This window comes from Pseudomonas sp. UBA3153 (assembly GCF_002364635.1).
Lineage (GTDB): Bacteria > Pseudomonadota > Gammaproteobacteria > Pseudomonadales > Pseudomonadaceae > Pseudomonas_O > Pseudomonas_O kuykendallii.
In genome coordinates this window covers 125,097-139,143 of record NZ_DEYR01000045.1, presented here as the reverse complement: position 1 = coordinate 139,143, position 14,047 = coordinate 125,097, and the positions used below count along the sequence as shown (strand labels likewise).

Below are 14,047 nucleotides of genomic sequence, written 5' to 3'. Positions count from 1 at the left end.
GGCGCCTCCGCGATGAAGGCGCCGCAGGTGCGTTACGCCACGTGCAGGTGGTTGTCCCAGAGCCCGCTGGGCAGTTCCAGCGGCCGAACCTCGATGGCGCCGGCGCGGCAGTCGTAGAGGCGGCAGCGCCCTTGGCCGGACGTGACCACGAAACCCTGTACCACCGCGGCGACGCCCGCGCAGTCGGGCAGCGGTGCATCCAGGCGCAACGCGCCGCTGTCCAGATCCCAGACGAAGAAACGGTTGCCGCGGGGCGCGGTCAGCGCGACCAGGCGCATGGCGTCGTTGATCGCCACGCTGGCGGTGTACTGCGCCATCGCCTGGCGTTGCGGCTCCTCGACCGGGAACGGCATGAACGCCTCGCCGGGACGCTTGATCGCCAGCAGCGCGGCGCGGTCGTGGCTGGCGCCCATGTACTGCTGGCAGGCGACGATGGTGCCGTCAGCGGCGATCGCCAGGTGACGCACGCTGTTCATCTGTTCGGGGAGCGTTTCGTGGCTGATCAGGCTGCCGTCGCGGCGCATCAGGACCAGGCTCGGCTCCATCGCATCGAGGTTCATCTCGACACGGCTTTCGGCCTCGGTGCGGATGCCGCCGTTGGCGACGACCAGGGTTTCCCCGTCAGGCATCCATGACACCTCGTGCGGGCCCAGTCCGTGGGTCGAAAGCTCGCCCGTATGAACCAGCCGTTCGCCGTCGAAACGGTAGACCCCGAGCAGTCCGCGCCCCGGGTCGCGGGTGTCGTTCTCCGTGGCGTAGAGCCACTCGCCGTCCTTGTGGAACACGCCATGACCGTAGAAATGCCGGTCGGCGTTGGACTTCAGTGTCTGCAGCAGGCGGCCGTCGCGCAGGTCGATCAGATAGCTCTCGGTGCCCGGCCGGCGCGCCACGAAAAGCGCCAGCGGCTTGTCCGGATGCTGGACGATGGCGTGACAGCGCAGGCCGACCCGCGTGACGAACGCCGGGCTGCCGTCGAGGCGGTAGCCGACCGCGTAATGGCCACCGTCGGCATCGTCGCGAGCCGACAGCAGCAGAGGCTGTGCGGTCTGCCGGTTGAACTTCCAGTCACCCGAGGTCACGGCCTTGAGCAGTGCGTTGCCGAGGTTCTGTACGTGGCGCAGCATCGTCGACTCTCCCGAATCAGTCCCCGTCGTTGGCGTTGAAGCCGAGCTGCACGCCCAGCACGCGGGCGAGTTCCAGCTCGTGCAGCCGGTGGACCACGTTCAGGCTGTCGTAGAAGGCGTTCAGCTGGGCGCGACCCTGGTCGGTCTTCAGCAGGTCGTCCAGCGGCGGCTGCAGCGCGACCATCTGCTGGCGGCTGTCGGCATAGGCGGCGTCGATCTTGTCGATGAGGTCCTTGTGCTCGCTGCCGATCAGGGCCTTCAGGCCTTTGCCGTCAACGCCCGACCAGACGTGTTCGGCGCTTTCCAGGCTCGCCGCCAGGTTCGACAGGGAGGCATGGCTGCGCCAGGCCTCGGCCTGGAACGGCTGCGGAATGCCCTTGGTCTGCCGGCCGAGCGGGGCGCCGAGTTTCTTCTTCAGCGAATCCAGGGCGGTGACCTGGACGCGCAGCAGGTCGGAAATGGCTTCCTTGGACTCGGCATAGCGCGCGTTGGGGAACTTGCTCATCTGCGCGAGCATGCCGTCGTTCTTCTGCCAGCCGGCGAGAATCTGTTCGGACAGCGCCTGCTGGTGCGCGCCGATGGCTTCCAGCAGCGGGCAGTAGCGCGCCTTCTGCTCGGCATCGGCGAGGTCCAGGCCGCTGTCGAAGAGCACGTACTCGTAGGCGCTGAGGCCCTGCACGACGATGCTGGACTTGGCCAGGCTTTCGCCGGTCAGCGGAGTGTCGGACTTGACCAACTGCTCGACCTGGCGGGCGACCAGGTTCTTCTTGTCCGGCCAGAACTGCACCTGCCAGGCCTGGTTGCCTTCGGCCAGCGGGCCGATCAGCAGCGGTTGCAGTTCGGCCCAGGCCTTCTGCGCCCGGAGGAAGGCCTCGCGGGCCTGTGCCAGGTCCTGCTTGCCCTCACAGAAGGCCAGCGCGCTGGCGGCCAGCTGCTTGTCAGCCTCGGCCCAGCGGCTGTAGGTCGGCAGGATGACCTGCTGGGCGATGGCGGCACTGGTGGCGGCCTGCTGGTCCTGCGGAGAGCAGGCGCCCAGCGCGATGGCGAGGCCTGTCAGGAGAAGTCGGGGGCGAAACATCTGCGCTCCTTTTCAGAGGGAATTCAGGAAAGCCAGCAACGCGGTGCGTTGCTCGGCATCGAAAGCGAGTACGTGCTGCTTGGCCGGTTCGGCTTCGCCGCCGTGCCAGAGAATTGCTTCGAGAAGGTTACGCGCGCGGCCGTCGTGAAGGAACTGGGTATGTCCGGTCACCGCCTCGCTGAGGCCGATTCCCCACAGCGGAGCGGTCCGCCATTCGCTGCCGCTGGCCTGGAACTCGCCGCGGTGATCGGCGAGGCCTTCGCCCATGTCGTGCAACAGCAGGTCGCTGTAGGGGCGGATCACCTGGTTCGCCAGCTCGGGTTCTGCGGCGTCGGCGCGGGTCTTGAACTGCGGCGTGTGGCATTGCTGGCAGCCGGCCTGGAAGAACGCCGATTTGCCGGCCAGGACCTGTGCGGCGTCGACATCGCGGCGCGCCGGAACGGCCAGGTTGCGCGAGTAGAAGACGACCTTGGACAGGATGTTGTCGCTGACTTCCGGGACGCCGCCATTCACGGCATTCAGGCAGTCGACCTGGCTCGGCGTGCAGTCGTCGTGCGGCAGGAGCGACGTGGTCAGGCCCATGTCGCCGGAGAAGGCGTGCGCGCTTTGCTGCTCGATGGTCGGCTGGCCGGCTTTCCAGCCGAAGCGGCCGAGCACGGTTTCACCCTTGCGCATGTCCCAGACGCGGTTGGGGCGTCCGGATATGCCGTTGCCGTCGCGATCCTCCGGATCGGCGTTGGCGAGGATGTCCGCTTCGGGAATCGCCTCGAGCAGGCCGAGGCCGATCATCGGCGGTGCGACGCGGGCCGAGGTCATGGTCTGCGGATGCATGGTGCCGTAGTTGAGGTCGCTCAGGCGCAGGGTCGGCTTGCGCAGTTCGACCACGCTGCCGTCGGCGAAGGTCACCGGGAGCGGGCTGTAGTCGACGCGGATCTTGCCTTCGGGAGCGACTCCGGGAATCGCCATGTCCTGGAATTGCCCGCCATAGGTCGGCTCGGGGACCACGCCCAGGTGTTCGAGGACCTTGGCATCGGCCGGGCTGGCGGGAATCGACAGGCGTACCAGCATGGAGACCGCGTGCACCGCGTTCTCGCCGGGCGGCTGGCCGCGGCCGTCGCGGATATGGCAGTTCTGGCAGGCGTTGGTATTGAACAGTGGCCCCAGACCGTCACGCGCGGTGGTGGCAGTGGGGGCGGTGACCCAGGGGTTGCGGAAGAAGCTGTTGCCGACGCTGAAGTCGAGGCTGCGGGTGTTGGACAGGTTGGCCGAGGGCATCGCGAAGGCGTTGCGGTCGGTCTGGAACACGGTGGTGGCGCCGCCGGAGAGGGCTTCGCCGGGCTCGGCCTGGGTGAAGCGGGGTTTGTCGTCGCAAGCGCTGATGAGCAGTGCCAGAAACAGCGGTGACAGGCGGAGCAGCGGGAGCATCGAGAATGTCCTGAACGAGGCGGCGAGCAAGCTTAGCAGGGCACCTGGTCGTGAATAAGAGAGATTTTCGTTTGCACACGGGGCGAAGTGTCGCGCCGGAAAAGACGGATGCGCCCGAAAGCGCATCCGTTGTGTTGCCTGGCGATGCGCTCGATCAGAACTCGTGATCGGCGTTATCCGGCTTCAGGTCGCTGATGCCCAGCTTGGCGGCGGCCTGCTCGATGGCACCGGTCTGCTTGACCAGTGCGGCGATGGCGTCGCGAACGATCTGCTGGCCCTTGGCATTGTCGGCGGCGATCAGTTGGTCGAAATGGACGTTGTCCTTCTCGGCGCTGTCGACCATCGCCTGCAGCTTGGCTTCGGTGTCCTGCAGGTCGGCCTTGACGGTGTTGTCCGTCTCCGCGTCGGCCTTGGCGACCAGGGAAGACAGGCTGGCGCCGGTCAGCGTGGTGCCGTCGACTCGCTTGTACTCGCCGAGGTACACGTTGCGGATGCCCTTGCCGTTGTAGAAGTGCGAGTTGTGCGTGTTGTCGCTGAAGCAGTCGTGCTCGTCTTCGGTGGAGTTTGCTTCCAGCGCGACCTTCATGCGTTCGCCGGCCAGTTCGCCGAGGGACAGGCTGCCCATGCCGAAGAGCATCTTGCGCAGGCCGTTCTCGACCGGTTCGGCTTCCAGGGTGGCGCGGTAGTTGTCGGCGACGCCCGCTTTCCACTGGCCGGACATCTCTTCCAGGTCGCTGACCAGCAGGTCGGTCGCGGCTTTCAGGTAGGCACGACGACGGTCGTTGTGGCCACCGGTGGCGCCTTCGCCGGTCAGGTAATCGCTGGCCGGACGCTCGCCGGCGCCCGGGCCGGTACCGTTCAGGTCCTGGCCCCAGAGGAGGAACTCGATGGCGTGGTAGCCGGTGGCGACGTTGGCTTCGGAACCGCCCAGCTCGTTCAGGCTGGCGAGTTTCTCACCGGTGATTTCGCTGACGTCGATCTTGTCTTCGCCGACCTGGATCTCGGTGTTGGCGATGATGTTGGCGGTGGCGGTCGGGTTGCCCAGCGCGGACTGGGTGTCCTTGGCGACGTAATCGATCAGGCCTTCGTCCAGCGGCCAGGCGTTCACCTGACCTTCCCAGTCGTCGACGATGGTATTGCCGAAGCGGAAGACTTCGCTCTGCATGTACGGGACGCGAGCGGCCAGCCAGGCTTTCTTGGCGGCGTCCTGATTCGCGGTGCTCGGGTTGGCGAGGAAGGCGTCGACGGCTTTCTGCAGGTTCTGCGCGGTGCTCAGGGCGTCGTCGAAGACGGCGGAGGCCATGTCCGCATAGTGAACGATCACCTGCTTGGCGGCGGCTTCGTCGACCGTGGCCGCACTGGCTGCAGCCGGTGCACTGCTGGCGGCCGGAGCGGCGGCGGGAGCAGGAGCGCTGGCTTGTTGCGCAGGTGCTTTTTCCTTGTCATCGCCACAGCCGGCGATGGAAATGGCAATGGCCAGGAGGCTGGCGGCAGCCAGGGGCTTACGAATCATGTGCGGGTTCCTTTGCATCTGGGTGATGGAGCGATGTGAAGGGTGGAAAACCGCCACATAATGCGAAAGATTTTCATTGTTGAAAAGTGTTCTGTCGCATTTAACCTGCGCAGCGAAGCCGCAGTTCCGGTTGTTTCGATCCCGTGGAAGGAATGCCGAGACGGGTAAGCGTCCTGCGCCGCAGGCGCGAGCGACAGCGGCAAGACTGCGGTTGGGAGGTGCCTGAATGCGCCTTCAGCGAGGCTCGGCCGCACCTAGCCGGAATGCCTGATCGATCCCGAGTGGCGCGAAGGTCCGCCGCCATTGGCGGCGCTGACGGCGGCTGAGCTGCGTCGCTTCGCTCGAAGCGAGCGGCGGCGCTCAGTTGTGGGTGGGCACGGGCGTGTGGTTAAGACGCTTCGACTGGCGCAGGTACTGGCCCAGTTCGCGGGCCGACAGCGGCTTGCTGTAGAGGTAGCCCTGACCCTCGTGGCAGCCCTGGGCGATGATGTACGCCTCCTGCTCCACGGTCTCCACGCCCTCGGCGATCACCTGCATGCCGAGGCTCTTGCCGAGCTGGATGATGGCGCGAACGATGGTGGCGTCGTCCTCGTCTTCCAGCAGGTCCTGAACGAAGCTCTTGTCGATCTTGATCTTGTCCAGCGGCAGGCTTTTCAGATAGCTCAACGACGAATAGCCGGTACCGAAGTCGTCGATGGCGATCAGCGCGCCGGAGCGGCGCAGGCTGAGCAGATGCTGCGCGGCGGTGGTGATGTCTTCCATCAGGCCGGTTTCGGTGACCTCCAGCTCCAGGCTGCGCGGCGGCAGGCGATAGACCTGCATCAGGTTGTTGACCACGCGCGGCAACTCGGCGTGGTGCAATTGCACGGTGGACAGATTGACCGCCATGCGCAGTTCGCTGAAACCCTGGTCATGCCATTCGCGCAGTTGGCGGCAGGCCTGGTCGAGCACCCACTCGCCGATCGGAATGATGGTGCCGTTCTGTTCCGCCAGCGGAATGAAAAGGTCCGGCGGGACGAAGCCGTGTTGCGGATGCTGCCAGCGCAGCAGCGCTTCGACCCCGGTGACGCGATGGTTACGGTAATCCACCTGGGGTTGATAGACCACGTGCAGCTGTTCCAGCGCCAGCGCGTCGCGCAGGTCCTTCTCGAGCTCGCGGCGTCTGCGCATCTCGCTGTCGACGCTGGCGATGTAGAACTGATAGCGATTGCGCGAGCGGCTTTTCGCCAGGGTCATCGTCTGTTCGGCTTTCTGCAGCAGCTTCTCGGTGCTGTCGCCATCTTCCGGGAACAGGGTGATGCCGATGGTGGCGCGCAGCAGGACGGACTGTTCGTCCAGCGGGAAGGGCAGTTCGAGGTCGTCGAGAATGCTCTGCGCCAGCTCCGCCGCTTCGTAGGGCTGTTCGATGTCGGCCTGGACCAGGGCGAACTGGTCGCCGCCCAGCCGCGCCAGGGTGCCGAGCCGTCCGCTGTGGCTGCGCAGGCGGTCGGCCAGGGCCAGCAGCAGGTGGTCGCCGGTCTGGTAGCTGAACTGTTCGTTGATTCCCTTGAAGTCGTCCAGGCCGACGCAGAGCACCGCCACCCGGCGTTGCCGGCGTCCGGCGTCCTCGAGGATCTGGTCCAGCTGGCCCTGCAGCTGCTGGCGATTCGGCAGCCCGGTGAGGAAGTCGTACTGGGACATGCGCAACAGGCTGTTTTCCGCCTCATGGCGCAGGTTGGTGTTGCGTTCGATCGAGGAGAGCAGCTCGTTGGCGGTGTGAATCCACAGGCCCAGTTCGTTCTTCTCATTGCCCTTGAGCATCGGCAGCTTGTGCTGGCTGGGGCGATCCGGATTGATGTTGGTGAGATGCTCGATGATTTTCGACAGCGGCTTGGTCAACAGCCAGTGGTAGACCAGGTACAGCGCCAGGCCCATCGCCAGCGCGCGCAGCACGCCGGAGACGAAGATGATCACCGAGTTGGTGACGAAGCTCTCGCCGTAGGGCGCGGTATCCAGGGTAATGCTGAGGTCGCCGTAGTACTCGCTGTAGGGCGCGCGGCCGACCAGGCGGGTGCTGAAGGTCTGTTCCTTGCCGAGGATCGGGTCGGTGAGCATCCGCGTCGGCGTGTCGAGCAGGCCGCGTTCGCGCTCGGCGAGCATCGGCTCGGTGGGGTTGCCGATGGAGGCGACGCGCACGGCTTCGTGCTGGAACAGGCCTTCGATCACCTGCATGCCCATCTCGCGGTCGAGACTGTAGACCGCTTGTGTCGATGGATCGCGAAACATCGCCAGGATGCGCTGGGCATCGCTGGTGATGGTCTGTCGGGTCTTGTAGACGTCGAACACGATCTGCGCGCAGCTGAGCACCACGCCTACCACGAGCGCTGCCAGTAGCACCACTCGGAGCAACTTCAACGACAAGCTGTTCTTGAGTTCCAGCTTCAAAAGGGGGATTCCTTATGTATGCCAAATCGTCCGACAAAGCGGAGTATTGGCAATCGCGCTGTGGCAGTCAAAGGGCCAGCATCGGCTAACGGGATTTTTTTCGCAGGTGCGCATTTTCGGCGCAGTCGAACCCCGGGCTAAGCCACGATGCGCACTTTGTCGGTACGCATCCGAGGGACTTGAGGACCATTCGGCGGTTTGGAGAATGCCCGGATGGGCGGTTCCCCCACATGCTCCAGCTCATCCAAGGAAGCAGAGAATACTTCCGCCGCGTTAGCGGCAGGCAAAAGCCGCGGAAAAGAAAAAACCCGGCCGAGGCCGGGTTTTTCCATGGAGCGGAACAGCGGGTCAGGCGGCGTAGTTCTTCGCCACGAAGTCCCAGTTGACCAGGTTCCAGAACGCCTCGACGAATTTCGGGCGCAGATTGCGGTAATCGATGTAGTAGGCGTGTTCCCATACGTCGCAGGTCAGCAGCGGGGTGTCGCCGGAGGTGAGGGGGTTGCCGGCACCACCGGTACTGACGATGGCCAGCGAGCCGTCGGCCTTCTTCACCAGCCAGCCCCAGCCGGAGCCGAAGGTGGCGATGGTGGTCTTGGCGAACTCTTCCTTGAACTTGTCGAACGAGCCGAAGGCGGCGTCGATGGCGCTAGCCAGTTCACCGGTCGGCTGGCCGCCGGCATTCGGAGCCAGGCAGTTCCAGAAGAAGGTGTGGTTCCAGACCTGAGCGGCGTTGTTGAAGATGCCGCCGGACGAGGTCTTGATGATGGTTTCCAGGTCCTTGCCTTCGAACTCGGTGCCAGGAACCAGGTTGTTCAGGTTCACCACGTAGGTATTGTGGTGTTTGTCGTGATGGTATTCCAGCGTCTCGGCGGACATGTGCGGCTCGAGGGCGGTTTTTTCGTAAGGCAGCGGCGGCAATTCGAAAGCCATTTTTATCTCCTTGATTCATCAGGTCAGGTCGTTTGCGGCAGGCGCCAGGCCGTCACGGTCGGCCAGCAATGCGGCTGGAGCTTGCTACTCCTACTTGCCGCGAAGCCTGGATCATAGCACCGGGCAACCCCCTAAACCACGCAACAAACGTAGGGGGAAACCCGCTGCCAGGGCCTCTGGACAGGCACTTCTGACAGGCTGCTCGGGAGGGCGCCCGATTCATCGTGGACCCCGGCTGGCGCCAGGCGTTCATTGCGGAGGATTGAAAATCAGCTGCGCCGCGATGCTGAACATCATCGCCGCCACGGCCAGGTCGAGGACCCGCCAGGTCGCCGGTCGTGCCAGCCAGGGCGCCAGCCAGGCCGCACCGGCCGCCAGTGCGCAGAACCACAGCAGCGAGGCGCTCGCTGCGCCCATGGCGAAGGCGCCGGGCACCGGCTGCTGTGCACCGAGCGAGCCGATCAGCAGCACCGTATCCAGGTAGACGTGCGGGTTGAGCAGGGTCACCGCCAGCGTCGCCAGCAGCACTGCCTTGAGCGGCCGGCGGGTGCTGGCCGCGCTCTGCTCCAACGCCTGAGGACGCACGGCGCGGTGCAGCGCCTGGCTACCATAGAAGAGCAGGAAGGCCGCACCACCCCAGCGCGCGACCGCGAGCAGCGACTGGCTTTCCACCAGCAGGCGCGCCAGGCCGAACACACCGGCACAGATCAGCAACGCATCGCAGAGGATGCAGAGCAGGGCGACCGGCCAGTGATGCTCGCGGCGCAGGCCCTGGGCCAGCACGAAAGCATTCTGCGCACCGATGGCGAGGATCAGGCCGGCGCACATCAGCAGTCCGTTCACGTAGCTCTGCCACATCGCATTGTCCTTGGTTGGGGAGGAGGTGGTGGCGAGTCTGTGAGCGATGGATGTATAAGGAAAACGAATTATGCTAATCCATCATTAGGAAAATCGATTGTTCGACTACAAACTTCTGGCTGCGCTTGCCGCGGTGGTGGAACAGAACGGTTTCGAGCGCGCCGCACAAATGCTCGGCCTCTCGCAGTCGGCGGTGTCGCAACGTATCAAGCTGCTCGAGGCGCGTGTCGGTCAGCCGGTGCTGGTGCGCGCGGTGCCGCCGCGCCCCACGGAGGTGGGGCGGCGCCTGCTCAACCATGTGCAGCAGGTGCGCCTGCTCGAGCGCGACGTGCAGGGTCAGGTGCCGGGTCTTGCCGAAGGAGGCGGAGCCGAGCGCCTGCGCATCTCGATCAACGCCGACAGTCTGGCCACCTGGTGGGCCGACGCCGTGGCCTCGTTCTGCGCCGAGCACCGTCTGCTGCTCGAGCATGTGGTGGAGGATCAGGATGTCGGCCTCAAGCGCATGCGCGTGGGCGAGGTGGCGGCCTGCGTGTGCGCCACCGAGCGTCCGGTGGCGGGCGCGCGCAGCGTCGCGCTGGGCGCCATGCGCTATCGGGCGGTGGCCAGCCCGGCGTTCATCGCGCGGCATTTCCCCGAGGGAGCCGGCGCCACCGAGCTGGCTCGCGCGCCGGCGATCGTCTTCGGTCCGGACGATTCGCTGCAGCATCGCTACCTGGCGGGGCTCGGCGTGGAAGGCAGCTTCAACTATCACCTGTGCCCGTCGTCCGAAGGGTTCCTGCGGCTGACCTCCAGCGGGCTGGGCTGGGGCATGGTGCCGGAGCTGCAGGTTCGTGAACTGCTGGATGACGGCCGGGTTCGCGAACTGGTGCCGGGGCGTCCGGTGGACGTGCCGATGTACTGGCACCACTGGCACAACGGCGGGCCGCTGCTCGGCGAGCTGACGCGCCAGCTGTGCCGGGTGGCTGAACGGGTGCTGGTCCCGCGAACCGACTGACGGACTGTCGTCATGCCGGCCTGCCGGCCTTATCCTGCGACGCGGTGCCGGCCGTTATCGGCAGGCTGAGGAGCAATAGATGAAGATTCTGGTGACGGGTGCGAGCGGGTTCATCGGCGGGCGCTTTGCCCGCTTCGCCTTGGAGCAGGGGCTGGCGGTGCGGATCAACGCGCGCCGCGCGGAGGCGGTCGCGCCGCTGATCGCGCGGGGCGCGGAGTTCATCCCGGGCGATCTGGCCGACCCACAGCTGGCGCGCGCGCTCTGTGCGGACGTCGAGGCGGTGGTGCATTGCGCCGGCGCGGTCGGCACCTGGGGACGCTACGAGGATTTCTACCGGGGCAACGTCACGCTCACCGAGAACGTCGTCGAAGCCTGCCTGAAGCAGCGCGTGCGGCGCCTGGTGCACCTGTCTTCGCCCTCGATCGGCTTCGACGGGCATTCGCATCTCAACCTGAGCGAGGACGAGATTCCGCGGCGCTTCTCCGATCACTACGGCAAGACCAAATACCTCGCCGAGCAGAAGGTCTTCGGCGCCGAGGAGTTCGGCCTGGAGGTGCTGGCGCTGCGTCCGCGACTGGTTACCGGGGGGGGCGACAACAGCGTGTTTCCTCGGCTGATCGCGATGCAGCGTCGGCGGCGGCTGGCGATCATCGGCAATGGCCTCAACCTGGCCGATTTCACCAGCGTGCAGAACCTCAACGAAGCGCTGCTCAGCGCCTTGCTGGCCGCCGGGCCGGCGTTGGGCAAGGTGTACAACATCAGCAACGGCGCGCCGCTGCCGTTATGGGACGTGGTGAATTACGTGCTGCGGCGACTGGAGTTGCCACCGGTGACGCGGCATGTCGCCTATCCGCTGGCCTACGCCGCCGCCACGCTCAACGAGACGGTCTGCCGGCTGCTGCCGGGTCGGCCGCAGCCCGCGCTGTTCCGCCTGGGCGTGGCGGTGATGGCGAAGGATTACACGCTGGACATCGGCCGGGCGCGGCGGTACCTGGATTACCAGCCGAAAACCAGCCTGTGGACGGCGCTTGACGAGTTCTGCGAGGAATGGCGCCGGACGCCGGGCTGATTTCAGCCGCGCAGCGGGCCGGCGTAGCGGGTGTATTTTTCGATCAGTTGTTCTTCGGTTAACTCGGGTGCTTTCAGCCGCACGCCGGTCAGGCTGCTGAGCTGTTCGCCCATGGCGCGGGTGTCCTCGTTGGTCGATTCCTGGCAAGCGAGCAGCATCGCCGTGATCGCATCGGTCTGGCTCAGGCGAATGTCCACCGCCTGTTCGTCACGCAGGCGGCGCCGCAGCTTCTGCATGCAGTCCACCATGGTCTTGGTCAGTTCCATTTCGCTTCCCCCGTTGGTTGAAACTCTCGAACTGCTCCCCTCGATCAGCCCGACAGGATTCACTCATGCCCCGAAGCAGCGCCGGCGAAACGCCAGGGCTGCGTCCCCGGTCATTTAGCAAAGGGCGTACCAGATCACCCATCAACGTGTTTCCTGGCGTTGCGGCCATAGCGGCCTAGTGCCACTGCACCCCGGCAGAGCATTTTGCCTCTCGATGCTCAGCGCTGAAGCAGCGATCGTGAACCGGTATACTGCGCGCCTCGCAAACCGGCGACAGAAGGCGACCCATGCGCAACGATGCTCTCGACGAACTGGACAACGTGCCCAGCCTGACCACCAGCGCGCGCGACCGCGACGATTTCGCCCGCGATGTCGATCCCGAGCCGGTGCGCTACGGCAACCAGCGCCCGGCCAAGGCGCCGCGCAGCGGCACCGGTCCACTGTGGGCGCTGGTGCTGGCGCTGGTCATCGCCCTCGGCGGCCTGGGCTGGTGGAGCTACCAGCAGATCTCGCTGATGGAGCAGCAACTGGTGGCGACCCAGGAAAGCTTCGCGCGGATCAGCGAGGAAGCCGCCGGGCGCATCCAGGACATCACCGGCAAGGTGGTGGCCACCGAGTCCAACGTCACCAGCGGCAGCGAGGCGCTCAAGCTGCAGGTGAAACAGTTGCAGACCAAGCTCGCCGATATCGGCAAACAGCAGCAGACGCTGGTCACCCAGCAGACCAGCCAGGACCAGCGCGCCGACCAGTTGAGCAAGGACCTGGCGGCCCTGCAGAGTGCCGCGGACGGTCGCCTGAAAAGCCTCGCCGGCGACGTCGAAACGCTGAAGGGCAGCCAGGGCGACCTGGGCAAGCTGACCAGTCAGGTGAAGAGCGTGTCGACCCAGGTCGAACAGCTCGAGCCGCAGCTCAAGAGCCTTTCCGCCGATGTGCAGACGCTGAAGAAGCAGAACCCGAGCCAGGCCATCGACAGCCTGCAACAGGACCTGCTGGTACTGCGCAGCGAGCTGGACAACCGTCCGGCGCAAGCGCAGGGCGGCCCCGCGACCGCCGAGTTCGACGCCTTCCGCGCGCAGATGACCCGCAACATCAGCACGCTGCAGAGCCAGGTGCAGAACCTGCAGCAGCAACTCAACGCCCGCTGACGAGCGACGGTAGGGTGGGCTTCAGCCCACCGCCGGTGGCTTTTGGGGTGGGGGCGGTGGGCTGAAGCCCACCCTACGATTAGCTTCCCCCACTCTGCGCCGAACCAAAAAAAAGCCCCGCGATTGCGGGGCTTTTTCATTGCGGCTGATGCCTCACAGGCGCGGGTAGTCGATGTAGCCGACCGGGCCCTGGCCGTAGAAGGTTTCCGGGTGCGGCGTGTTCAACGGCGCATCGGCCTCCAGGCGAGCCGGCAGGTCCGGGTTGGCGATGAAGGGGACGCCGAAGGCGACCGCGTCGGCCTTGCCGCTTTCCAGCCAGGCGTTGGCCTGCTCCTTGGTGAAGCGTTCGTTGGCGATGTACACGCCGCCGAACTGCTGCTTGAGTTGCGGGCCGAGGCTGTCGTCGGCTTCCTTCTCGCGGGCGCAGATGAAGGCGATGCCGCGCTTGCCCAGCTCACGGGCCACGTAGCCGAAGGTCTCGGCCCGGTTCGAGTCGCCCATGTCGTGGGAATCGGCGCGCGGCGCCAGGTGCATGCCGACGCGCCCCGGCGCCCAGACGCCGAGGACCGCGTCGGTGACTTCCAGCATCAGGCGGGCGCGGTTTTCCAGCGAGCCGCCGTACTGGTCGTCGCGCTGGTTGGTCGAGTCCTGCAGGAACTGGTCGAGCAGATAGCCGTTGGCGCCGTGGATTTCCACGCCGTCGAAACCGGCGCGCTTGGCGTTCTCGGCACCCTTGCGATAGGCCTCGACGATGCCTGCGATCTCCGCCGTTTCCAGCGCGCGCGGGGTGACGAACTCTTTCATCGGGCGCACCAGGCTGACGTGGCCGGCCGGTTTCAGCGCGCTCGGCGCCACCGGCAGTTCACCGTCGAGGTACAGCGGGTCGGAAATCCGCCCGACGTGCCACAGCTGCAGGACGATGCGTCCGCCGTTGGCGTGCACGGCCTGGGTGATGTTGCTCCAGCCGGCGACCTGTTCCTCGGACCAGATGCCGGGGGTGTCGGGGTAACCGACGCCCATCGGCGTGACCGAGGTGGCCTCGCTGATGATCAGCCCGGCCGAGGCGCGCTGCACGTAGTACTCGGCCATCAGCGCGTTGGGCACGCGCCCGGCGTCGGCGCGGCAGCGGGTCAGCGGCGCCATGATGATGCGGTTGGGCAACTCGAGGTCGCCGACTTTGATGGGATCGAAAAGCGTAGGCATGTTCGTTACTCCGGTTGC

The 14,047-nt window shown here is 65.9% G+C and carries 12 protein-coding genes; 3 read left to right on the top strand and 9 right to left on the bottom strand.

Annotated elements, in window-relative coordinates; translation table 11 throughout:
- Positions 1–32: 32 nt before the first annotated feature.
- The 7 genes from B2X67_RS11730 to B2X67_RS11700 all read right to left on the bottom strand — a co-directional run bounded on the left by B2X67_RS11730 (position 33) and on the right by B2X67_RS11700 (position 9,352).
- Complete coding sequence (locus B2X67_RS11730; RefSeq protein ID WP_286785586.1) at positions 33–1,124, bottom strand: DUF1513 domain-containing protein; 1,092 nt, start codon at positions 1,122–1,124, stop codon at positions 33–35.
- A 16-nt stretch (positions 1,125–1,140) separates the two neighbouring features.
- Positions 1,141–2,202, bottom strand: coding sequence for an imelysin family protein (locus B2X67_RS11725; protein ID WP_286785585.1), 1,062 nt, complete (start codon positions 2,200–2,202; stop codon positions 1,141–1,143).
- A 12-nt stretch (positions 2,203–2,214) separates the two neighbouring features.
- Positions 2,215–3,627 (bottom strand): di-heme oxidoredictase family protein, encoded by a 1,413-nt coding sequence (locus B2X67_RS11720; RefSeq protein WP_286785584.1) that lies wholly within the window; start codon positions 3,625–3,627, stop codon positions 2,215–2,217.
- Positions 3,628–3,781: 154 nt separating this feature from the next.
- A complete protein-coding gene (locus B2X67_RS11715) occupies positions 3,782–5,140 on the bottom strand; it encodes an imelysin family protein (RefSeq protein WP_286785583.1) in 1,359 nt (452 codons plus the stop codon).
- Between the two features lie 360 nt (positions 5,141–5,500).
- Positions 5,501–7,564 carry a putative bifunctional diguanylate cyclase/phosphodiesterase gene (locus B2X67_RS11710; RefSeq protein ID WP_273231434.1) on the bottom strand — a complete coding sequence of 688 codons (2,064 nt, stop codon included), beginning with the start codon at positions 7,562–7,564 and terminating at the stop codon, positions 5,501–5,503.
- 348 nt (positions 7,565–7,912) lie between these two features.
- Positions 7,913–8,494, bottom strand: a complete 582-nt coding sequence (locus tag B2X67_RS11705; RefSeq protein WP_090227537.1) for a superoxide dismutase — start codon at positions 8,492–8,494, stop codon at positions 7,913–7,915.
- A gap of 249 nt (positions 8,495–8,743) precedes the next feature.
- Positions 8,744–9,352, bottom strand: coding sequence for a LysE/ArgO family amino acid transporter (locus B2X67_RS11700; protein WP_286785582.1), 609 nt, complete (start codon positions 9,350–9,352; stop codon positions 8,744–8,746).
- A gap of 97 nt (positions 9,353–9,449) precedes the next feature.
- Between B2X67_RS11700 and B2X67_RS11695 the strand changes: the two genes are divergently transcribed.
- Positions 9,450–10,346, top strand: coding sequence for a LysR family transcriptional regulator ArgP (locus B2X67_RS11695; protein ID WP_286785581.1), 897 nt, complete (start codon positions 9,450–9,452; stop codon positions 10,344–10,346).
- 79 nt (positions 10,347–10,425) lie between these two features.
- Positions 10,426–11,415 carry an NAD-dependent epimerase/dehydratase family protein gene (locus B2X67_RS11690; RefSeq protein ID WP_273231443.1) on the top strand — a complete coding sequence of 330 codons (990 nt, stop codon included), beginning with the start codon at positions 10,426–10,428 and terminating at the stop codon, positions 11,413–11,415.
- A gap of 2 nt (positions 11,416–11,417) precedes the next feature.
- Here B2X67_RS11690 and B2X67_RS11685 read toward each other — a convergent pair whose 3' ends face one another.
- Entirely contained in the window at positions 11,418–11,681 is a 264-nt protein-coding gene (locus tag B2X67_RS11685; RefSeq protein WP_090227526.1) for a hypothetical protein, read from the bottom strand.
- Positions 11,682–11,968: 287 nt separating this feature from the next.
- Here B2X67_RS11685 and B2X67_RS11680 point away from each other — a divergent pair, with 287 nt between their 5' ends.
- Positions 11,969–12,826 (top strand): ATPase, encoded by an 858-nt coding sequence (locus B2X67_RS11680; RefSeq protein WP_286785580.1) that lies wholly within the window; start codon positions 11,969–11,971, stop codon positions 12,824–12,826.
- Between the two features lie 153 nt (positions 12,827–12,979).
- Here B2X67_RS11680 and B2X67_RS11675 read toward each other — a convergent pair whose 3' ends face one another.
- A complete protein-coding gene (locus B2X67_RS11675) occupies positions 12,980–14,029 on the bottom strand; it encodes an alkene reductase (protein ID WP_286785579.1) in 1,050 nt (349 codons plus the stop codon).
- Between the last annotated feature and the right edge of the window lie 18 nt (positions 14,030–14,047).